Origin of the sequence: Streptomyces monashensis, from assembly GCF_001866665.1 — a bacterium.
Lineage (GTDB): Bacteria > Actinomycetota > Actinomycetes > Streptomycetales > Streptomycetaceae > Streptomyces > Streptomyces monashensis.
On the sequence record NZ_MLYO01000036.1, the window covers coordinates 105974 to 126722 of the forward strand.

At 72.2% G+C, this 20749-nt stretch carries 18 protein-coding genes and 2 pseudogenes; 6 read left to right on the forward strand and 14 right to left on the reverse strand.

The features are described 5' to 3' along the window. Positions 1-60 precede the first annotated feature (60 nt). From BIV23_RS22740 to BIV23_RS22750, 3 genes are all read right to left on the reverse strand, one after another. A complete protein-coding gene (locus tag BIV23_RS22740; RefSeq protein ID WP_071382769.1) occupies positions 61-1524 on the reverse strand; it encodes a glutamate synthase subunit beta in 1464 nt (487 codons plus the stop codon). After that, a complete protein-coding gene (gene gltB, locus BIV23_RS22745; protein ID WP_177240004.1) occupies positions 1517-6109 on the reverse strand; it encodes a glutamate synthase large subunit in 4593 nt (1530 codons plus the stop codon). Before gltB ends, BIV23_RS22740 begins: the two co-directional genes overlap by 8 nt. Before the next feature lie 438 nt (positions 6110-6547). Next, positions 6548-7279, reverse strand: a complete 732-nt coding sequence (locus tag BIV23_RS22750; protein WP_071382771.1) for a VIT1/CCC1 transporter family protein — start codon at positions 7277-7279, stop codon at positions 6548-6550. Between the two features lie 259 nt (positions 7280-7538). Here BIV23_RS22750 and BIV23_RS22755 point away from each other — a divergent pair, with 259 nt between their 5' ends. The 4 genes and pseudogenes from BIV23_RS22755 (at position 7539) to BIV23_RS22765 (ending at position 10593) form a co-directional block, all read left to right on the forward strand. After that, entirely contained in the window at positions 7539-8555 is a 1017-nt protein-coding gene (locus BIV23_RS22755) for an ADP-ribosylglycohydrolase family protein (protein WP_079173301.1), read from the forward strand. Then, the gene (rbsK, locus tag BIV23_RS22760; RefSeq protein ID WP_071375461.1) at positions 8552-9445 is read left to right on the forward strand and encodes a ribokinase; all 894 of its coding nucleotides are present in this window, start codon (positions 8552-8554) and stop codon (positions 9443-9445) included. Before BIV23_RS22755 ends, rbsK begins: the two co-directional genes overlap by 4 nt. Before the next feature lie 87 nt (positions 9446-9532). Next, positions 9533-9859, forward strand: a pseudogene (locus tag BIV23_RS52020) (CoA transferase); the annotation flags it as partial. Positions 9860-9941: 82 nt separating this feature from the next. After that, a pseudogene (locus BIV23_RS22765) lies at positions 9942-10593 on the forward strand (aldolase/citrate lyase family protein). A 55-nt stretch (positions 10594-10648) separates the two neighbouring features. On the opposite strand, the gene lgt reads toward BIV23_RS22765, so the two are convergent. The 11 genes from lgt to hisI form a co-directional block, all read right to left on the reverse strand. Then, positions 10649-11617: a prolipoprotein diacylglyceryl transferase gene (lgt, locus tag BIV23_RS22770; RefSeq protein ID WP_071382772.1), complete on the reverse strand. Its 969-nt coding sequence runs from the start codon at positions 11615-11617 to the stop codon at positions 10649-10651. A gap of 87 nt (positions 11618-11704) precedes the next feature. After that, on the reverse strand, positions 11705-12478 hold the full coding sequence (locus BIV23_RS22775) for a DsbA family protein (protein ID WP_071382773.1): 774 nt from the start codon (positions 12476-12478) through the stop codon (positions 11705-11707). 107 nt (positions 12479-12585) lie between these two features. Next, positions 12586-13404 carry a tryptophan synthase subunit alpha gene (gene trpA / locus BIV23_RS22780; RefSeq protein WP_071382774.1) on the reverse strand — a complete coding sequence of 273 codons (819 nt, stop codon included), beginning with the start codon at positions 13402-13404 and terminating at the stop codon, positions 12586-12588. Then, complete coding sequence (gene trpB / locus BIV23_RS22785; RefSeq protein ID WP_071382775.1) at positions 13401-14684, reverse strand: tryptophan synthase subunit beta; 1284 nt, start codon at positions 14682-14684, stop codon at positions 13401-13403. The genes trpA and trpB overlap by 4 nt, the downstream gene beginning before the upstream one ends. A gap of 66 nt (positions 14685-14750) precedes the next feature. Beyond that, positions 14751-14984, reverse strand: a complete 234-nt coding sequence (trpM, locus tag BIV23_RS53975; RefSeq protein ID WP_079173302.1) for a tryptophan biosynthesis modulator TrpM — start codon at positions 14982-14984, stop codon at positions 14751-14753. A 21-nt stretch (positions 14985-15005) separates the two neighbouring features. After that, complete coding sequence (gene trpC / locus BIV23_RS22790) at positions 15006-15815, reverse strand: indole-3-glycerol phosphate synthase TrpC (protein ID WP_071382776.1); 810 nt, start codon at positions 15813-15815, stop codon at positions 15006-15008. A 173-nt stretch (positions 15816-15988) separates the two neighbouring features. Beyond that, on the reverse strand, positions 15989-16456 hold the full coding sequence (locus BIV23_RS22795) for a DUF2752 domain-containing protein (RefSeq protein WP_071382777.1): 468 nt from the start codon (positions 16454-16456) through the stop codon (positions 15989-15991). 125 nt (positions 16457-16581) lie between these two features. Then, entirely contained in the window at positions 16582-16842 is a 261-nt protein-coding gene (locus tag BIV23_RS22800) for an HGxxPAAW family protein (protein ID WP_071382778.1), read from the reverse strand. Between the two features lie 175 nt (positions 16843-17017). Continuing rightward, positions 17018-17656 carry a TIGR02234 family membrane protein gene (locus BIV23_RS22805; RefSeq protein ID WP_071382779.1) on the reverse strand — a complete coding sequence of 213 codons (639 nt, stop codon included), beginning with the start codon at positions 17654-17656 and terminating at the stop codon, positions 17018-17020. A 70-nt stretch (positions 17657-17726) separates the two neighbouring features. Then, the gene (locus BIV23_RS22810) at positions 17727-19205 is read right to left on the reverse strand and encodes an anthranilate synthase component I (RefSeq protein WP_071382780.1); all 1479 of its coding nucleotides are present in this window, start codon (positions 19203-19205) and stop codon (positions 17727-17729) included. 11 nt (positions 19206-19216) lie between these two features. Beyond that, a complete protein-coding gene (hisI, locus tag BIV23_RS22815) occupies positions 19217-19624 on the reverse strand; it encodes a phosphoribosyl-AMP cyclohydrolase (protein WP_071382911.1) in 408 nt (135 codons plus the stop codon). Positions 19625-19708: 84 nt separating this feature from the next. On the opposite strand from hisI, the gene BIV23_RS22820 reads away from it, so the two are divergent. Next, positions 19709-20344: a TIGR03085 family metal-binding protein gene (locus BIV23_RS22820; RefSeq protein ID WP_071382781.1), complete on the forward strand. Its 636-nt coding sequence runs from the start codon at positions 19709-19711 to the stop codon at positions 20342-20344. Between the two features lie 5 nt (positions 20345-20349). After that, on the forward strand, positions 20350-20748 hold the full coding sequence (locus BIV23_RS22825) for a VOC family protein (RefSeq protein ID WP_071382782.1): 399 nt from the start codon (positions 20350-20352) through the stop codon (positions 20746-20748). Position 20749 lies beyond the last annotated feature (1 nt).

Sequence of the window (20749 nt, forward strand, 5' to 3'; positions counted from 1 at the left end):
TCGTCAGTGTTCCGTACGCCGTTGTACGGGACGTCTGCAGGGGACCCGTGGGGTCCGGGGTCAGACCGCCAGGGCGCGGTCCGTCGGGCGGATCGGGGCCGGCAGGTCGCTGGCACCGGTCAGGTGGCGGTCGACACCGCGGGCGGCCGAGCGGCCCTCCGCGATCGCCCACACGATGAGGGACTGCCCGCGGCCGGCGTCACCGGCGACGAACACACCCGGCACGTTGGTCTGGAAGTCGGCGTCGCGGGCGATGTTACCCCGCTCATCGAGGTCCAGACCAAACTGCTCGACCAGGCCGTTCTCCCGGTCGGTGCCGGTGAAGCCCATGGCGAGGGTGACCAGCTGGGCCGGGATCCTGCGCTCGGTGCCCGGCTTCTGGGTCAGCTTGCCGTCGACGAACTCGACCTCGGCGAGGTGCAGCCACTGCACGTTGCCGTCCTCGTCGCCCTCGAAGTGGGTGGTGGAGGCGGAGTAGATCCGCTCGCCGCCCTCCTCGTGGGCCGAGGTGACCTTGTAGAGGATCGGGAAGGTCGGCCAGGGCTGACCGGTCGGGTGCCGCTCGTCGTTCGGGCGGGGCATGATCTCCAGCTGGGTGACGGAGGCCGCGCCCTGGCGGTGGGCGGTGCCCACGCAGTCCGCGCCGGTGTCACCGCCGCCGATCACGACGACGTGCTTGCCCTCGGCCGAGATCGGGGGCGACACGTAGTCGCCCTCCTGGACCTTGTTGGCCAGCGGCAGGTACTCCATGGCCTGGTGGATGCCGTTGAGTTCGCGGCCGGGGACCGGGAGGTCGCGGGCCATGGTGGCACCGGCGGCGATCACGATCGCGTCGTACCGCTTCTTCAGGTCGCGCGCGTTGATGTCGCGGCCGATCTCGACGCCGGTACGGAAGCGGGTGCCCTCCGCGCGCATCTGCTCGATACGGCGGTTGATGTGCCGCTTCTCCATCTTGAACTCGGGGATGCCGTACCGCAGGAGGCCGCCGACGCGGTCCGCGCGCTCGTAGACGGCGACCGTGTGGCCGGCCCGGGTCAGCTGCTGGGCGGCGGCGAGACCCGAGGGGCCGGAGCCGATGACCGCGACGGTCTTGCCGGACAGGCGCTCGGGGATCTGCGGGGCGACGTCCCCGGTCTCCCACGCCTTGTCGATGATCGAGACCTCGACGTTCTTGATGGTGACCGGCTGCTGGTTGATGCCGAGCACACACGCCGACTCGCAGGGGGCCGGGCAGAGGCGACCGGTGAACTCCGGGAAGTTGTTCGTCGCGTGCAGGCGCTCGGAGGCGGCGCCCCAGTCCTCGCGGTAGGCGTAGTCGTTCCACTCGGGGATCAGGTTCCCCAGCGGACAGCCGTTGTGGCAGAACGGGATGCCGCAGTCCATGCAGCGGCTGGCCTGCTTGCTGATGATCGGCAGCAGGGAGCCGGGGACGTAGACCTCGTTCCAGTCCTTGACGCGCTCACCGACGGGACGGGTCCGGGCGACCTCGCGGCCGTGGTTCAGGAAGCCCTTCGGGTCAGCCATTGATCGCCGCCTCCATCATCTTCTCGGTGATCTCGGTCTCGGTGAGACCCGCTCGCTCGGCGGCGTCCTTGGCGGCGAGCACTGCCTTGTACGTGCTGGGGATGATCTTGCTGAACCGGGCCGCGGCCGCGTCCCAGTCGGCGAGCAGCTTGTCCGCGACCGTCGAGCCGGTCTCCTCGGCGTGGCGGCGCACGACGTCGTGCAGCCACCGCTTGTCGGTGTCGTCCAGCGCCTCGACGGCCTCGACGTTGCCGACGTTGACGTTGTCGCGGTCGAGGTCGATGACGTACGCGATGCCACCGGACATGCCCGCCGCGAAGTTGCGGCCGGTCGGGCCGAGGACGACCGCGTGGCCGCCGGTCATGTACTCGCAGCCGTGGTCGCCGACGCCCTCGGAGACGACCAGCGCGCCGGAGTTGCGGACGCAGAACCGCTCGCCGGTACGGCCGCGCAGGTACAGCTCGCCGGCGGTGGCGCCGTAGCCGATGGTGTTGCCCGCGATGGTCGAGTACTCCGCGAGGTGGTCGGCCGCGCGGTCCGGGCGGACGACGATCCGGCCGCCGGACAGGCCCTTGCCCACGTAGTCGTTGGCGTCGCCCTCCAGGCGCAGCGTGACACCGCGCGGCAGGAACGCGCCGAAGGACTGGCCGGCCGAGCCGGTGAAGGTGATGTCGATGGTGTCCTCGGGCAGGCCCGCACCGCCGAACTTCTTCGTCACCTCGTGGCCGAGCATGGTGCCGACCGTGCGGTTGATGTTGCGGATGGCGACCTGGGCGCGCACCGGCTGGGCGTCCTCGGCCGAGCCCGCGCTCAGCGCGTCGGCGGCGAGCTTGATCAGCTCGTTGTCGAGCGCCTTCTCCAGGCCGTGGTCCTGGGCGATCAGCTGGTGGCGGACGGCGCCCTCGGGCAGCGACGGCACGTGGAACAGCGGCTCCAGGTCCAGGCCCTGCGCCTTCCAGTGGTCGACGGCGCGCTGGACGTCGAGGACCTCGGCGTGGCCGACGGCCTCCTCGATGGAGCGGAAGCCCAGCTCGGCCAGCAGCTCGCGGACCTCCTCGGCGATGAACTGGAAGAAGTTCACCACGTACTCGGCCTTGCCGGCGAAGCGGTCGCGCAGCACCGGGTTCTGGGTGGCGATGCCGACCGGGCAGGTGTCCAGGTGGCAGACGCGCATCATGACGCAGCCGGAGACGACGAGCGGCGCGGTCGCGAAACCGAACTCCTCGGCGCCGAGCAGCGCGGCGATGACCACGTCGCGGCCGGTCTTCAGCTGGCCGTCCGTCTGGACCACGATCCGGTCGCGCAGGCCGTTGAGCAGCAGGGTCTGCTGGGTCTCGGCGAGGCCGAGCTCCCAGGGGCCGCCCGCGTGCTTCAGCGAGGTGAGCGGCGATGCGCCCGTGCCGCCGTCGTGGCCGGAGATGAGGACGACGTCCGCGTGCGCCTTGGAGACACCGGCCGCGACCGTGCCGACGCCGACCTCGGAGACCAGCTTCACGTGAATCCGCGCCTGCGGGTTCGCGTTCTTCAGGTCGTGGATCAGCTGGGCCAGGTCCTCGATGGAGTAGATGTCGTGGTGCGGCGGCGGGGAGATCAGGCCGACGCCCGGCGTCGAGTGCCGCGTCTTCGCGACCCACGGGTAGACCTTGTGGCCGGGCAGCTGGCCGCCCTCGCCGGGCTTGGCGCCCTGGGCCATCTTGATCTGGATGTCGTCCGCGTTGACCAGGTACTCGGAGGTGACGCCGAAGCGGCCGGAGGCGACCTGCTTGATCGCCGAGCGGCGCGCCGGGTCGTACAGGCGCTCCGGGTCCTCGCCGCCCTCACCGGTGTTGGACTTGCCGCCCAGCTGGTTCATGGCGATGGCGAGGGTCTCGTGCGCCTCCTTGGAGATGGAGCCGTACGACATGGCGCCCGTGGAGAACCGCTTGACGATCTCGCTGACCGGCTCGACCTCGTCGATGGAGATCGGGGCGCGGTCGGACGTGAAGCCGAACAGGCCGCGCAGCGTCATCAGGCGCTCGGACTGCTCGTTCACGCGGTCCGTGTACTTCTTGAAGATGTCGAAGCGGCCGGTGCGCGTGGCGTGCTGGAGGCGGAAGACCGTCTCCGGGTCGAACAGGTGCGGCTCGCCCTCGCGGCGCCACTGGTACTCGCCGCCGATCTCCAGCGCGCGGTGCGCGGGAGCGATGCCGGAGGCGGGGTAGGCCTTGGCGTGGCGGGAGGCGACCTCCTGGGCGATGACGTCGATGCCGACGCCGCCGATCTTGGTGGCGGTGCCGTTGAAGTACTTCTCGACGAAGGCGGCGTCCAGGCCGACGGCCTCGAAGACCTGGGCGCCGCGGTAGGAGGCGACGGTGGAGATGCCCATCTTCGACATGACCTTCAGGACGCCCTTGCCGAGGGCGTAGATCAGGTTCCTGATGGCCTTCTCCGGCTCGACGCCGTTGAGGAAGGTGCCGGCGCGCAGCAGGTCCTCGACCGACTCCATCGCCAGGTACGGGTTGACGGCGGCGGCGCCGAAGCCGATCAGCAGGGCGACGTGGTGGACCTCGCGGACGTCACCGGCCTCGACCAGCAGGCCCACGTGGGTGCGCTGCTTGGTGCGGATGAGGTGGTGGTGGACGGCCGCGGTGAGCAGCAGCGACGGGATCGGTGCGTGCTCGGCGTCGGAGTGCCGGTCGGACAGGACGATCAGGCGGGCGCCGTTGTCGATGGCGGCGTCGGCCTCGGCGCAGATCTCGGCGATGCGCGCGGCGAGGGAGTCACCGCCGCCGGAGACCCGGTACAGGCCGGAGAGGGTCGCGGCCTTGAAGCCGGGCATGTCGCCGTCGGCGTTGATGTGGATGAGCTTGGCCAGCTCGTCGTTGTCGATCACCGGGAAGGGCAGCGTGACGGACCGGCAGGAGGCGGCGGTCGGGTCGAGCAGGTTGCCCTGCGGGCCCAGCGAGGAGCGCAGCGAGGTGACCAGCTCCTCGCGGATGGCGTCCAGCGGCGGGTTGGTGACCTGCGCGAACAGCTGGGTGAAGTAGTCGAAGAGCAGCCGCGGGCGCTCGGAGAGAGCGGCGATCGGGCTGTCCGTGCCCATCGAGCCGATCGGCTCGGCGCCGGTGCGGGCCATCGGGGCGAGGATGACGCGCAGCTCCTCCTCGGTGTAACCGAAGGTCTGCTGGCGGCGGGTGACCGAGGCGTGGGTGTGGACGATGTGCTCGCGCTCGGGCAGGTCGCCCAGCTCGATCTCGCCGGCCTCGACCCACTCGGCGTACGGCTGCTCGGCGGCGAGGGTCGCCTTGATCTCGTCGTCCTCGATGATGCGGTGCTCGGCGGTGTCGACGAGGAACATGCGGCCCGGCTGGAGGCGGCCCTTGCGGACGACCTTGGCGGGGTCGATGTCGAGGACGCCGACCTCGGAGCCGAGGACGACGAGGCCGTCGTCGGTGACCCAGTAGCGGCCGGGGCGCAGACCGTTGCGGTCGAGCACGGCGCCGACCTGGGTGCCGTCCGTGAAGGTGACGCAGGCGGGGCCGTCCCAGGGCTCCATCATCGTGGCGTGGAAGCCGTAGAAGGCGCGCCGGGCCGGGTCCATGGAGACGTGGTTCTCCCACGCCTCCGGGATCATCATCAGCACGGAGTGCGGGAGGGAGCGGCCGCCGAGGTGCAGCAGCTCCAGGACCTCGTCGAAGGAGGCGGAGTCGGAGGCGTCGGGCGTACAGACCGGGAAGATGCGGTCCAGGTCGCCGCTGCCGAACAGGTCGGAGACCAGCTGGGACTCGCGGGCGCGCATCCAGTTGCGGTTGCCCTTGACGGTGTTGATCTCACCGTTGTGCGCGACGAAGCGGTACGGGTGCGCGAGCGGCCACGACGGGAAGGTGTTCGTGGAGAAGCGGGAGTGGACGAGCGCGACCGCGGAGCCGAAGCGGCGGTCGGACAGGTCCGGGAAGAAGGGCTCCAGCTGGCCGGTGGTCAGCATGCCCTTGTAGACGATCGTGCGCGCGGAGAGCGACGGGAAGTAGACACCGGCCTCGCGCTCGGCGCGCTTGCGCAGCACGAAGGCCTTGCGGTCCAGCGCGATGCCCTCGCTGGCGCCGTCGGTGACGAAGATCTGCCGGAAGACCGGCATGGTGGAGCGGGCGGTGGCGCCGAGCAGTTCGGGCGCGACCGGGACCGCGCGCCAGCCGAGGACGGTGAGGCCCTCCTCGTCGGCGATCGTCTCGATCTGTGAGACGGCGTCCTCGGTCCCCTCCTCGGGGAGGAAGGCGATGCCTACCGCGTACGAGCCGGCCGAGGGGAGGTCGAATCCGGCCACCTCACGAAAGAAGGCGTCGGGCACCTGGGAGAGGATGCCGGCGCCGTCCCCCGAGTCGGGCTCGGAGCCGGTGGCACCACGGTGCTCCAGGTTGCGCAGGACGGTGAGGGCCTGTTCGACCAGCGTGTGGGACGCCTCGCCGGTGAGGGTGGCGACGAAACCGACGCCGCACGCGTCGTGTTCGTTGCGGGGGTCGTACATACCCTGTGCAGCAGGGCGAGCATCCATGAACGACCAGTTCTGGCCATTCGCGGAGTGCTGGGACGGCTGGCGCGGCGTACGCATCGGCTCTCCCGTCGTCGTCATGTGGCATGTGGCAGGTGCCGAGGGACGACGTTGGCCCTCTGCGAAGGATCTCTATGCGAGATCAAAATTTCGTGCAGGTTACATGATGGAGCGATTCTCGGGAACCGGATACCGCGTTCCAACATGCGGACGCCACGGGGTACATGGCAGCGGTGCCGCACGAGACGGCGAGGGTGCCGCGGGGTGACGGCGGTACCGCGCAGGGCGGCGACATGGCGAGGGGACCGTCGCGGACAAAGATCGATCGGATCGGCGTCCGGCGGCCCACGGGGGGCGGGGAGAGCGTCTTCACTCGCCCCATGGGGGTGCGACAGGCGTCGTTGCCCGCGGCGCTTACGGCTCATGCCCGGTGGTTAAGCATTCGAAACCAGCGAGTAACGGCTACTTATGCGGCCCATCGCATAAGTACCGACGCCACTATCCTACGGCCGTTCCGAACAGGCTGCCCAGGGCGTATGTCACACCGGCCGCCGCACCGCCGAGCGCGAGCTGCCGAAGGCCGCTGTACCACCAGCTGCGCGCGGTCACCCTGGCTACGACGGCACCACAGCCGAACAGCCCGACGAGGGCCAGCAGCAGGGCGGGCCACAGCGCGGTCGCGCCGAGCAGGAACGGGAGCACGGGCAGCAGGGCGCCGAGCGCGAAGGACCCGAACGACGAGACGGCCGCGACCAGCGGCGACGGCAGGTCGCCGGGGTCGATCCCCAGCTCCTCGCGGGCGTGGATCTCCAGCGCCTGCTCGGGGTCCCTGGACAGCTGCCGGGCGACCTCACGGGCCAGCTGGGGCTCGACGCCCCGGGAGACGTAGAGTGCGGCGAGCTCGTCCTCCTCGTCCTGCGGGTGCTTGCGCAGCTCGCGGCGCTCGACATCGAGCTCGGCCTCGACCAGCTCACGCTGGGAGGCGACGGAGGTGTACTCGCCGGCGGCCATCGAGAAGGCGCCGGCGGCGAGCCCCGCCAGCCCGGTGATGACGATCGTCTGGTGGCCGACGGAGCCGCCGGCCACGCCCGTCAGCAGGGCGAGGTTGGAGACCAGGCCGTCCATGGCACCGAAGACGGCGGGGCGCAGCCAGCCGCCGTTGACGTCGCGGTGCGTGTGGTTGTCGCGGTGCGCCTCATGCAGCGCGGCCTCGGTTTCGATGATGGCCATGGGACCCCCGGGATAGCTTAGCCAAAGCTAACTTTGGACGAGTTCTATTCTTCGACAACACTGAAGGTACGCCGATCATTTCATCCTCGCCAGCAAGGGAAGGCTGGGCTAACCTGCAGCTTTACCCGACTTTGCTCATCGGTGCGAGATCTTGCTCAGATGCCGAGCGGGTGACGGGAGCCACGCGGAGGCTCATCCGACGGCGACCGGTGGGACACATCCGCAAAGCGTGTTCGTGCTCTCGCCGAAGGAGCCCGCTATGGCATCGATCGCCTGCACTCCCCCGGTCCCGGCTGCCGGGGACGGGGACACCGCCGGGCCGCGCGAACGGGCGCGGGGCGCGCTGCTCGGCCTCGCCGTGGGCGACGCGCTGGGCACGCCCGCGGAGAACCTCAGACCGTCCGAGATCCGCGCCCGCTGGGGCCGCATCACGGACTACGTCACCGAGCAGCCCTGTGGGACGGACGACACGGAGTACGCGATCTTCTCGGGACTGCTGCTCGCCCGGCACGGCTCGGCACTCACCCCGGCCCATGTGGAGGCGGCCTGGCACGAGTGGATCGCCGACCGGGCCGAGGGCCCCTTCCGCGGCGCCGGCTTCAGCGAGCGCGGCACGCTGGAGAACCTGCGCCGGGGCCTCGCGGCTCCCATCTCCGCCCAGCACCGCCACGCCTGGAGCGACGGCCTGGCGATGCGGGCTGCGCCGTTCGGCGTCTTCGCGGCGGGCCGCCCCGCCGGGGCCGCCCGTCTCGTGGCGATCGACGGTTCGGTGAGCCACGAGGGCGAGGGCATCTACGGCGGCCAGGCGGTGGCGGCGGGCGTGGCGGCGGCGATGACCGGCGCCCCGCTCCCGGTGGTGATCGCCGCGGCCCTGGCGGTGATCCCCGAGGACTCCTGGACGGCCCGCTCGCTGCGGCGTGTGGTGGCGGTGGCCCACCGCGGCGAACGGGCGGTCCGCCGCGCGGTGGTCATCGGCGGCCACCCCTGGACCGACCTGGCGCCCGAGGCGGTCGCCCTCGCCTTCGGCGCGTACGCGGCGGCCGACGGCGACTTCACCGGCTCGATCCGCCGTGCGGTGTCCGGGGGCTGGGACACCGACTCCAACGGCGCCACGGCCGGCAGCGTCGCCGGTCTCCTCGCCGGCGACCCGGCGGCGCTTCCCGAGCACTGGCGGACTCCGCTGAAGAACCGGCTCGCCAGCACCGTCGCCGACTTCGACGGCACCGGCTTCGACACCCTCGCCCACCTCACCCTTCTGGAGACGACCCGCTCATGACCCACATCGTCGTCCTCGGCAGTACGAACATGGACCTCGTCACCTACGTCGCGAAGGCCCCGCAGCGCGGCGAGACCGTGACCGGACGGGAGTTCCGCACGATCCCCGGCGGCAAGGGCGCCAACCAGGCGATCGCCGCGGCCCGCGCCGGCGCCACCGTCTCGATGGTCGGCGCGGTCGGCAACGACGCCTTCGGGCTGCGGATGCGCGACACCCTCGAACACTCCGGCGTGGACACCGACTTCCTGCGCACGGTGGAGGGCCCGTCCGGCACCGCGCACATCGTGGTGGACGACGAGGGCGGCAACTCGATCGTCGTCATCCCCGGCGCGAACGGCACCGTCGACCACCTCTCCCCCGGCGACGAGGGGCTGATCGCCTCCGCCGACGCGCTGCTGCTCCAGTTGGAGATCCCGCTGGCCGCGGTGGTCGCGGGCGTGCAGGCCGCCCACCGGCACGGGGTCCGTACGGTGCTCACCCCGTCCCCCGCCCAGCCGCTGCCGCCCGAACTCCTCGCCGCGACCGACCTGTTGGTGCCCAACGAGTACGAGGCGGTCACCCTCACCGGCCGCACCGACCCGCGCGAGGCCGCCGCCGCGCTGCTGGAGCTGGTGCCGGAGGTCGTCGTCACCCTGGGCGCGACCGGCTGTCTGTACCGGTCCCGGGGCACCGAACCGCTCGTCGTCGCCGCGCCGCAGGTGACCGCCGTCGACTCCACGGGCGCCGGGGACACCTTCGTCGGCGCGCTCGCGGTGGCCCTCGCCGAGGAGAAACCGGTGCGGGAGGCCCTGTCCTGGGCGGCCGCCGCGGCGGCGATCTCCGTCCAGCGGGCCGGTGCGTCCGCGTCGATGCCGTACCGTCCGGAGATCGAGGACCAGTACCACGCGTGAGGACGACGACGCCCCCGACGACGCCCCCGACGACATCCCCGACGGCACCGGCGTCGGCACCGCCCCTCGCCGGTCTGCGGGTGCTGGATCTCGCGCCCCTCTTCGCCGGTCCGCCCGCCGCCACCCTGCTCGGCGACGTCGGCGCCGAGGTGGTGGAAGGTGCTCGGCCGCAACAAGCGCGCCATCGCCCTCGGCCTGTCCACGCCCGGCGGCCGCGCCGCCCTGCTCCGGCTCGCCACCCGCGCCGACGTGGTGGTCGGGAACTTCCGCCCGGGGACCCTGGAGAAGTGGGGTCTGGGCTGGGCGGAGCTGATCGCCGCCAACCCCCGGCTGGTCCTCGCCCGAGTCACCGCCTCCGGCCGGTTCGGCCCCTGCGCGCACCGGCCCGGCTTCGGCACCCTCGCCGAGGCGCTGAGCGGCTTCGCCGCGCTCACCGGCGAGCCGGACGCGCCGCCGACCGTGCCGCCCTTCGGGCCTCGCGACCGCGGGCGCCGACGTGGTGGTGATCGGCCTGGAGGACGCGGTCGCCCCGGACCGCAGGGAGTACGCCCGCGCCGCCATCGCCGACCTGCTCACCGACCCCCGCCGGTCCCGGCGCACGTCCGCGTCAACGCCCTGGACAGCCCATGGGCGGACAAGGACCTGGCGGCCCTGGCAGTCCTGTCGGCCCCGGCGCCCGGCGCGGCCGCTCCCGGCGGCCGGTCGGACGCCGTGGGCCCGCTGCCCGGTCCGAGCGGGCTGCGGCTGCCGAAGGTGACCGGCCCGGACGGGATCCGGCGGGTCGTCGCGGTCGCCCCGGTGCCGCCGTACGCCCTCCCGGAGACGACCCTCGGCATCGCTCCCGGGTGATCGTCGCCGCCCGCGCGGCACGTCTCGCCCCGCCGCCCCGGTCGGCCCACCCCGACACCCGTGACCTGGCCGGCCTCGCCGCCTCCTGCGCCCACGGCCGCGCCCTCGGCTGGCTGGTCCGCGCCGCGATCCACCCCCGTCGGCTGCCGGTGACCGAACGGGCCTGGCTGCCCATACCGGAGGAGATCGAGGCGGCGGCGACGGAAGCGGGCGCCCAGGTCCTGCCGGACGGGCGCTTCGTCGGCACGGCGATGGTGGCCGTGGCCCGGCGCACGCCGGCGCCGGCCCGCCGGAACTGACCGCACACGCAAAGGGCGCCCCGGTCAGGGCGCCCTCGTGCGGTGCAGCCGGCCGTCAGGTCTTCGACGTCGGCGTCCCCGACTCGGCTCCGGACTCGTCCTTCGCCGCTACGGCAGTCTCCACGGGATCGGGCTCGGCCTTCTCGGTGTCCTCGGTCTCGGCACCGGTGGCAACAGCCTCTTGCGTACCGTCGGCCACGGCGTCCGAGGCGCCCGGTTCCACCACGGCCTCCCGGCCCGGCCGCAGCTTCGCGGACACCACCATGTACACCACCGCCAGCAGGAACACGATCATCGCGGTCCAGTCGTTGAGGCGGAGGCCCAGGATGTGGTGGGCGTCGTCCACACGCATGTACTCGATCCAGCCGCGGCCCACGCAGTACGCGGCGACGTACAGGGCGAAGGCCCGGCCGTGACCCAGCGTGAAGCGGCGGTCGGCCCAGATCACCAGGAAGCCCACGCCGATGCACCACAGGGACTCGTAGAGGAAGGTCGGGTGGTAGTAGCCCGGCACCCGGCCGCCCTCGGACGAGGTGATGTGCAGCGCCCAGGGAACATGCGTCTCACGGCCGTACAGTTCCTGGTTGAACCAGTTGCCCCAGCGGCCGATGGCCTGTGCGAAGGCGATGCCGGGCGCGACGGCGTCGGCGTACGCGGGCATCGGGATGCCCCGGCGCCGCGCACCGATCCACGCACCGAGCGCGCCGAGCGCGATCGCACCCCAGATGCCCAGACCGCCCTGCCACACCTTGAAGGCGTCCACCCAGTCACGGCCCGGGCTGAAGTACAGCTCGTAGTCCGTGATCACGTGGTACAGCCGTCCGCCGACCAGGCCGAACGGGACGGCCCAGACAGCGATGTCGGCGACCGTCCCGGTCCGTCCGCCGCGGGCGACCCAGCGTTTGTTGCCGAGCCAGACGGCGACGAAGACGCCGATGATGATGCAGAAGGCGTAGCCGCGCAGCGGGATGGGGCCGAGGTACAGCACCCCGCGCGACGGGCTGGGAATGTAGGCAAGTTCCATGGCAGGTCCGACGCTACCGTGCCGGGCCGTGGGGACGGCAAGCCGCCCGGCTACGGGTCCATAACGGGGGCGTACGGAAAACGCCTGTCAGTGGCCGGCCGCCTCGACCATCTGCTTCAGCTTGGCGGGGGTCATGCTCTGGTTCTCGTAGATGTTCTTCCCGCCGAGCAGGACCGTGGGCGTGCCGCTGAAGCCGCCGGACTGGAAGGCCTTCTGGGACTTGTCCACCCAGCTGTCATGGGTGCCGTCGTTCACGCACGTGCGGAAGGCCGGGGTGACGAGACCGTGGACCTTGCCGGCCAGCTCGATCAGCTTGTCGTTGCTGCTGAACGCGTCGTCGGTCTCCTTCGGCTGGTTCGTGTACAGCACGTCGTGGTAGTCGCGGAACTCTCCGGCGTCCTGGGCGCAGGCCACGGCGTTGGCGCCGCGCAGGGAGCCGGTGCCGCCGAGGTTGCCGTCGATCAGCCGGACCAGGTGGTACTCGATTCTGAGCTTGCCGGAGTCGACCAGTTCGTGGAGCGTCGGGCGGTACGCCGTCTCGAAGGCCTGGCAGGCCGGGCAGCGCATGTCCTCCCACACGGTGAGCGTCGACCTGGCGCCGTCCTTGCCGACCGGGATCGCGAGGCTGTCCTTGCCCTGCGCGCCCGAGGGCGCCACGACCGGGCCCGCCTTCGCACTGCTCTTGCTCTTGCCCGCGTTCGCGGCGATCACGCCGATCACCGCCGCGAGGCCGAGGACACAGACCACGCTCGCGCCCACGATCAGCGTGCGCCGCCGCCTGTCAGCGGACTTCTGCTTCTCGCGCTCGACCGCCAGCCGCTCCCGGGCGGTGCGCTTTCCGTCACGGTTCTTCTCGCTCACACCCCCAGAACGAACCGGGGAGGCGCAGCGCGCCTCCCCGGCCCCAGGTCCACCCGTTCGAGTGACCGAATGTTCCGTTGTAGGTGAGTAAGGATGATTACTTACGGTTACGCCTGTCCGCGCACGCCCTTCGCGAGCTCTCCGGCCAGCTCGCGGACCCCCTCGATGCCCGCCGCGTGGTCGGGGGCGTCGAGCATCCGCTTCACGAACGCCGAGCCGACGATGACACCGTCGGCGAAGCCGGCGACCTCGGCGGCCTGGCCCCGGTTGGAGACGCCGAGCCCGACGCAGACGGGCAGGCCGGTGCCGGTGGCCCGGGTGCGCTGGACCAGGTTCTGGGCCTGCGCGCCGACCGACTCACGGGTGCCGGTGACGCCCATGAGCGAGGCGGCGTAGACGAAGCCGCTGCCCGCGGCGGTGATCTGCGCGAGCCGCTCGTCCTTGCTGCTGGGGGCGACGACGAACACGGTGGCGAGGCCGTGCTTGTCGGCGTGCTCGCGCCACAGCGCCGACTCCTGGACGGGCAGGTCGGGCAGGATGCAGCCCGCGCCGCCCGCCTCGGCCAGCTCGGCGGTGAAGCGCTCGACGCCGTAGCGGTCGATGGGGTTCCAGTACGTCATGACGAGGACGGGCTTGCCGGTGGCCCCGTGTGCCTCCTTCACCGTCCGCATGACGTCCGCGATCTTGACGCCGCCGCGCAGGGCGATGTCGTCGGCGGTCTGGATGACGGGGCCGTCGAGGACGGGGTCGCTGTGCGGCAGGCCGACCTCCACGACGTCCGCTCCGCCGTCGAAGACGGCCTTGATCGCCTCGATGCCGCCGTCCACGGTCGGGAACCCGGCCGGGAGGTAGGCGATGAGCGCGGAGCGGCCCTCGGCCTTGGCGCCGGCGAGGGTGTCGGACAGCAGCTGGATGTTCCCGCTCACTTGGCGTCCCCCTCGATCTCGGCGGTGTCGGTCGCATTGGCGGCGACGGCGGCGTCGGTGTCGTACAGGCCGAAGTAGCGCGCGGCGGTGTCCATGTCCTTGTCGCCGCGGCCGGAGAGGTTGACGACGATCAGGCCGTCCTTGCCCAGCTCCCTGCCGACCTCCAGGGCGCCGGCGAGGGCGTGCGCGCTCTCGATGGCCGGGATGATGCCCTCGGTGCGCGACAGCAGGCGCAGGGCCTGCATGGCCGCGTCGTCGGTGACCGCGCGGTACTCGCCGCGGCCGGAGTCCTTCAGGTAGGAGTGCTCGGGGCCGATGCCCGGGTAGTCCAGACCGGCCGAGATCGAGTACGGCTCGGTGATCTGGCCCTCCTCGTCCTGGAGCACGTAGGACCGGGAGCCGTGCAGGATGCCGGGCTCGCCGGCGGTGAGGGTGGCCGCGTGCTCGCCGGTCTCGATGCCGTGCCCCGCCGGCTCGCAGCCGATGAGGCGGACGTCCGTGTCGGGGATGAAGGCGTGGAAGAGGCCGATGGCGTTGGAGCCGCCGCCGACGCAGGCGATCGCCGCGTCCGGCAGGCGACCGGCGCGCTCCAGGATCTGGCGGCGGGCCTCGACCCCGATGACCCGGTGGAAGTCGCGGACCATGGCCGGGAAGGGGTGCGGGCCGGCGACGGTGCCGAAGAGGTAGTGGGTGCGGTCGACGTTGGCGACCCAGTCGCGGAACGCCTCGTTGATGGCGTCCTTCAGGGTGCGGCTGCCGGACTTCACCGCGACGACCTCGGCGCCGAGCATGCGCATGCGGGCCACGTTCAGAGCCTGGCGCCTGGTGTCGATCTCGCCCATGTAGATGGTGCAGTCGAGGCCGAACAGGGCGCAGGCGGTGGCGGTCGCGACGCCGTGCTGGCCCGCGCCGGTCTCGGCGATGACCCGGGTCTTGCCCATGCGCTTGGTGAGCAGGGCCTGGCCGAGCACGTTGTTGATCTTGTGCGAGCCGGTGTGGTTGAGATCCTCGCGCTTGAGGAACACCCGGGCGCCGCCGGCGTGTCCGGCGAACCTCGGCACCTCGGTCAGGGAGCTGGGGCGGCCGGTGTAGTTGACCATCAGGTCGTCGAGCTCGCGGGCGAACTCGGGGTCGTGCTTGGCCTTGTCGTACTCGACGGCGACCTCGTCGACGGCGGCGACGAGGGCCTCCGGGATGAACTTGCCGCCGAACACGCCGAAGTAGCCTTCGGCGGTGGGGACTTGACCCTCCGGGTCAGGGAAGAAGAAGTTGCTGGGCATGCCGAACCTCACGGTGAGTGCGTGAAAAGACACTGTGCGCCGTGGGGGCGGAGCTGTCGTACGACCTCAGGCCGTGTGTGGCTGGTCGCGCCCACGCGACGGAGTCGCATAGTCGGGCACAGCCCCGCGCCCCTTTGGGGCGCGCTGCCATCGACGTCCGTTTACCTGCCCAGGCTCATCCCCGATGACATACCGCACGCGGCGGCCATGGACCCGCCTCGCCGGGGCTCGGCAGCCCCGGGGGCGGCAGCCGCGCGCGAGGCGGGCGTACCGGTCCACGGTCGTCATGGTGGGAGTCATCGGTGTCAGCCTAGCGGGTGATCAGCTCCGGCCGTGCCGCAGCGCGGGGTGCTCGCCCGCGGCGACCAGGTCGGCGACGGCGGTCTTCGGGTCGCGGCCGGTGACGAGGGACTCGCCGACCAGGACCGCGTCGGCGCCGGCGTTGGCGTAGGCGATCAGGTCGTGCGGACCGCGGACACCGGACTCGGCGACCTTGACGATGTGGTTCGGGATCTCCGGGGCGACCCGCTCGAACGTGCCGCGGTCGACCTCCAGCGTCTTCAGGTTGCGCGCGTTGACGCCGATCACCTTGGCGCCCGCGTCCACCGCGCGCTCGACCTCGTCCTCGTCGTGCACCTCGACGAGCGGGGTCAGGCCGATGGAGACCGCGCGCTCGATCAGGGACTCCAGGGCGGGCTGCTCCAGCGCGGCCACGATCAGCAGCGCGAGGTCGGCGCCGTAGGCACGGGCCTCCCACAGCTGGTACGAGGTGACGATGAAGTCCTTGCGCAGGACGGGGATGTCCACGCGCGCGCGGACGGCCTCCAGGTCGGCGAGCGAGCCGCCGAAGCGGCGCTGTTCGGTGAGGACGGAGATGACGGCGGCACCGCCCGCCTCGTAGTCCGCAGCCAGCCCGGCCGGGTCGGCGATCGCGGCCAGCGCGCCCTTGGAGGGGCTGGAGCGCTTGACCTCGCAGATCACCTTGACGCCGTCGCCCTTGAGCGCGGCCACCCCGTCCTTGGCGGCGGGTGCCTTGGCCGCGCGCTCCTTGAGCTCGTCGAGGCTGACGCGCGCCTGCCGCTCCGCGAGGTCGGCACGGACTCCGTCGATGATCTCGTCGAGCACACTCACGCGAGCGGCCCCCTTCCAGACGGTGGTTCCTTCAGGTTCTTCAGGTCCCCGGTTCTTCGCGTTCTTCAAGGCTCTGAAAAACCGTGGTCAATGCGATGGTATCCGCAGCGGGCCGGTGCCTTCGCATCCAGTGGACGCGGATCCCTCCGCCACCCTGGACCCTCCCCCGGTGATCAAGGATGCAACCAGTCGCCCGACGGCAGGTTCCGGACAGCCGTGAACACCAGCAGCAACGCGCCGACGCCCCACAGGTGGGCCCGGCCGAGGTCCGGCCGCAGCGGCCGGCCGAGGTCCGGCCGCAGCGGCCGGCCGCGCGCCGTACGGACCGTCCAGACGCTCCACAGCACCGCGAAGCCCAGGTAGCAGGCCACGCCCAGCGCGTTGTCCCGCAGTGCGGTGAGCAGGTCGCCGTGGACGAGGGCGTGCGCGCTGCGCAGTCCGCCGCAGCCTGGGCAGTACAGGCCGGTGAGCCGGTAGAGCGGGCAGACCGGGTAGTGGCCGGGCTCGTTCGGGTCGACGGCGCCGACGTACGCGAAGGCCGCGGCGACGACCGCGAACAGCGCGCCCGGAACGGCGAGCCGCCGTCCGAGCGGTGCGGTCGCGGCTGTCGCGGGCGGGGCCACGCAGCTGTCGGCGTTCACGTTCGCATTGTGCCGCGGGCCGGTGCCGCCCGCGCGCCGTGGCGGGCGTACGAGGGAAGACGCGAGGGGCGGTCCCGCACCTGTGCGGTGCCGGACCGCCCCTCGGAGTCTGGGAGCGGGAGGGCTCAGCCCTCCACAGCCACCGGCTCGGGGGTCGCGACGGGGGCACCGACCATCTTCAGGGGCTTCGGGTCGGAGCCGAGGCCCATGGCGCGCATGATGCCGCCGACCACCGCGCCGCCGAGGATAAGCACCATGCCGGCCCAGAAGCCGACGGTGTTGGCCATCACCATGAAGGCGCCCGCGACCAGGAAACCGATGAAGGAAATGATGACGCCGGTCCAGGCGGCCGGGGTGTGACCGTGGCCGTGGCTGCTGCCCGCCATGTCTGTGCTCCTCGTTGCTGTGTACGTGTCCGGGAGAGCGGCGTACGTGTCGTACGGCTCCGAGCCCGCCCGTCAGTGTCCGAGCCGGACGCTCGCCCCCCATTGTCCCGTACGGGTGCGCGTCGCGGACGCGGGGGTGGCGTCTGGTTCGCCACACCCTCGGGTGACCGGCGGCTCAGGCTCCGGTCGGGTCCTCGCCGCGGTCCAGGGCCTTCCACATCTCCTCGGGCCGCTCGGGGTCGACCGGGCGGGCCTTGCGGCGCGGGCGGTCGGTGCCGCGCTCGTAGCGGCCGGACATGGCGGGCCACAGGCTGCCGTAGCGCAGCGCGAGCAGGCCTGCCAGCAGGATCAGCGCCCCGCCGACGGCCGCGACGTAGGGCCAGCCCGTGTGGCTGAGCGCCGCGACCGTGGCGGAGGTGTCGCCGCTGGCCTGGGCGGCCTTGTCGTCCAGCGCGGAGTCGTCGGAGGCGGACACCAGGGCGGCGGCCGCGATACCGGCGCCGGAGAGCGCGAGCAGCCCGGCGACGACGAGGCGGCCGGCCCGGCGGACGGCGAAGACGGCGACGAGCGCGGCGAGGCCCACTATGGCGAGGGCCGCCGGGACGCCGGTGACGTCGCTGCCCTTCGCGGTGAGCGGGAACGCTCCGCCGGCCACCGTCGCGGTGCCCTCCGCCCAGCGCTGCCGGGTCGCGAGCAGCGCCACGGCCGCGCCGAGCGCACCGCACAGGAGGGCCAGGGCGAGGCTCCGGCGGCCGGACCGGACGGGCTCGGCGGCTTCGGAACGGGGGTGAGGAACGGCAGTCACGTACTCCACTATCGCCTGAACCCCGGGCGAACCGTCACCCGGGGGTTCGGATGAGACGTGCCTTACGGGCGAAAGGCGCCTACACGCCCAGCCGGTTGGCGGTGTGGACCGCGCGCAGCACCGCCGCCGCCTTGTTGCGGCACTCCTGGTCCTCCGCCACCGGGTCGGAGTCGGCGACGATGCCGGCGCCGGCCTGGACGTAGGCCGTGCCGTCGCGCAGCAGGGCCGTGCGGATGGCGATGGCGGTGTCGGAGTCGCCCGCGAAGTCGAGATAGCCGACGCAGCCGCCGTACAGACCGCGGCGGGACGGTTCCAGTTCGTCGATGATCTGCATCGCGCGGGGCTTGGGGGCGCCGGAGAGGGTGCCCGCGGGGAAGCAGGCGGTGAGCACGTCGAAGGCCGTGCGGCCCGCGGAGACCCGGCCGGTGACGGTCGAGACGATGTGCATCACGTGGGAGTACCGCTCGACGGACATGAAGTCGACCACCTCGACCGAGCCGGGCTCGCAGACCCGGCCGAGGTCGTTGCGCCCGAGGTCGACCAGCATCAGGTGCTCGGCGCGCTCCTTGGGGTCGGCCATCAGCTCGTCGGCGAGGGCCTGGTCCTCCTGCGGCGTGGCCCCGCGCGGGCGGGTGCCGGCGATGGGGTGGACCATGGCCCGCCCGTCCTCGACCTTCACCAGGGCCTCGGGGGACGAGCCGACGACGTCGAACCCGTCGAAGCGGAACAGGTACATGTACGGCGACGGGTTGGTGGTCCGCAGCACCCGGTAGACGTCCAGGGCGCTCGCCGTGCACGGGGTCTCGAAGCGCTGGGAGGGCACGACCTGGAAGGCCTCGCCCGCGCGGATGCGCTCCTTGACGTCCTCGACGGCGGCCTGGAAGTCGGGGCCGCCCCACAGCGCGGTGTACTCGGGCAGCTCCGAGGGCGGCAGGACGGCCGGGGGCTGGGCCACCGCGCGCGTGAGGTCGGCCTCCATCGCGTCGAGGCGGGCCACGGCGTCGGCGTAGGCCTCGTCCACGCCGGTGGCGAGGTCGTTGTGGTTGATCGCGTTGGCGATCAGCAGGACCGAGCCCTCCCAGTGGTCCATCACGGCGAGGTCGCTGGTCAGGAGCATGGTCAGCTCGGGCAGCCGGAGGTCGTCGCGCTCGCCGGGGCCGATCTTCTCCAGGCGGCGGACGATGTCGTAGCCCAGGTAGCCGACCATGCCGCCGGTGAAGGGCGGCAGACCCTCCTGGTTCGGGGTGTGCAGGGTCTGGAGCGTGGCGCGCAGCACCTGGAGGGGGTCGCCGTCGACGGGCACGCCGACGGGCGGGGTGCCCAGCCAGTGGGCCCGGCCGTCGCGCGTGGTGAGCGTGGCGTGGCTGCGGACGCCCACGAAGGAGTACCGGGACCAGGAGCGGCCGTTCTCCGCGGACTCCAGGAGGAAGGTGCCGGGGCGCTCGGCGGCGAGCTTGCGGTAGAGCGCGACCGGGGTGTCGCCGTCGGCGAGGAGCTTGCGCGTGACCGGGATGACGCGCCGGTCGGCGGCGAGCTTGCGGAAGGTCTCGAGGTCCATGGCCGCTGACCTTACTGATCGGAGCCGGTCGGGCCGGAATCGGTGCCGCCGTCCTTGAGCAGCACGTCCTCGTCGAAACAGGTCCGCGCGCCGGTGTGGCAGGCGGCACCGACCTGGTCGACCCTGACCAGCAGGGTGTCGGCGTCGCAGTCGAGCGCGACCGCCTTCACCCACTGGACGTGGCCCGAGGTGTCGCCCTTGACCCAGTACTCCCGGCGGCTGCGGGACCAGTAGGTGCAGCGGCCGGTGGTCAGCGTGCGATGCAGCGCCTCGTCGTCCATCCAGCCGAGCATGAGCACCTCACCGGTGTCGTACTGCTGGGCGATGGCGGGGACGAGTCCGTCGGGGCTGCGCTTGAGGCGCGCGGCGATCTCCGGGTCGAGGCTGCTGGGCCGGGGCGTTCCGGTCGTGCTGGTCATGGATGCCATTGTGCCGCGCGGCACCGACAACGCGGGGAGTACGTCCGCTGGGCGGACTTTCTGACCGGTCGTAGGCTGAGTCGCATGTCGACCTTCGCCAAGCGTGAACGGCTGCTGCTCGCGGACCTGCTGGAGACCGTCGGACCGGACGCCGAGACCCTCTGCGAGGGCTGGCGCACCCGGGACCTCGCCGCGCACGTGATCGTGCGCGAACGCCGCCCGGACGCGGCCGGGGGCACGCTGATCAAGCAGCTCCAGCCGCGTCTGGAGAAGGTGATGGCCGAGTACACCGCGAAGCCGTACGACGAGCTGATCCAGCTGATCCGCACGGGCCCGCCGCGCTTCTCGCCGTTCCAGCTGAAGCAGGTCGACGAGGCGGCCAACATCGTCGAGTTCTACGTCCACACCGAGGACGTGCGCCGGGCGCAGCCGGACTGGAGCGCGCGCGAGCTGGACCCGGTGTTCCAGGACACCCTGTGGTCCCGGCTGGAGCGCACCGCGCGGCTGCTGGGCCGGGGGGTGCCGACGGGTCTGGTGCTGCGCCGCCCGGACGGTCAGACGGCCGTGGCGCACCGGGGTGCGCCGGTGGTGACGGTGACCGGCGAGCCCTCGGAGCTGCTCCTGTTCGCCTTCGGCCGGCAGAGCGCGGCCCGGGTGGACCTGGAGGGCGACGCGGACGCCATCGAGAAGGTGCAGGGCACCAAGCAGCTCGGGTTCTGATCCCCGTGATCAAGGTCGCGATGACGGGTGTGTACGTGGACGACGTCGCGGCGGCCCACGCCTTCTACACGGACGTCCTGGGCTTCGAGACACGGCTCCACCGGGACCTGGGCGGCGGCGCCCTGTTCGTCGCGGTCGGCGCGCCCGCCGGGGCCCAGCCGGACCTCCAGCTCCTGCTGGAGCCCGGACAGGGCCCGATCGCGCAGGCGTACCGCGGCGCGCTGTACGACGCGGGCATCCCGTGCATCGTCTTCTCCGTGGACGACCTCCGGGCGGAGTACGCGCGGCTGCGCGCCCTGGGCGTCCGGTTCACCCACCCGCCGCAGCGGCAGGGGCCGGTCCTCGCGGCGGTGTTCGACGACACGTGCGGCAACCTGGTGCAGCTGATCCAGTCGCGGGAGTGAC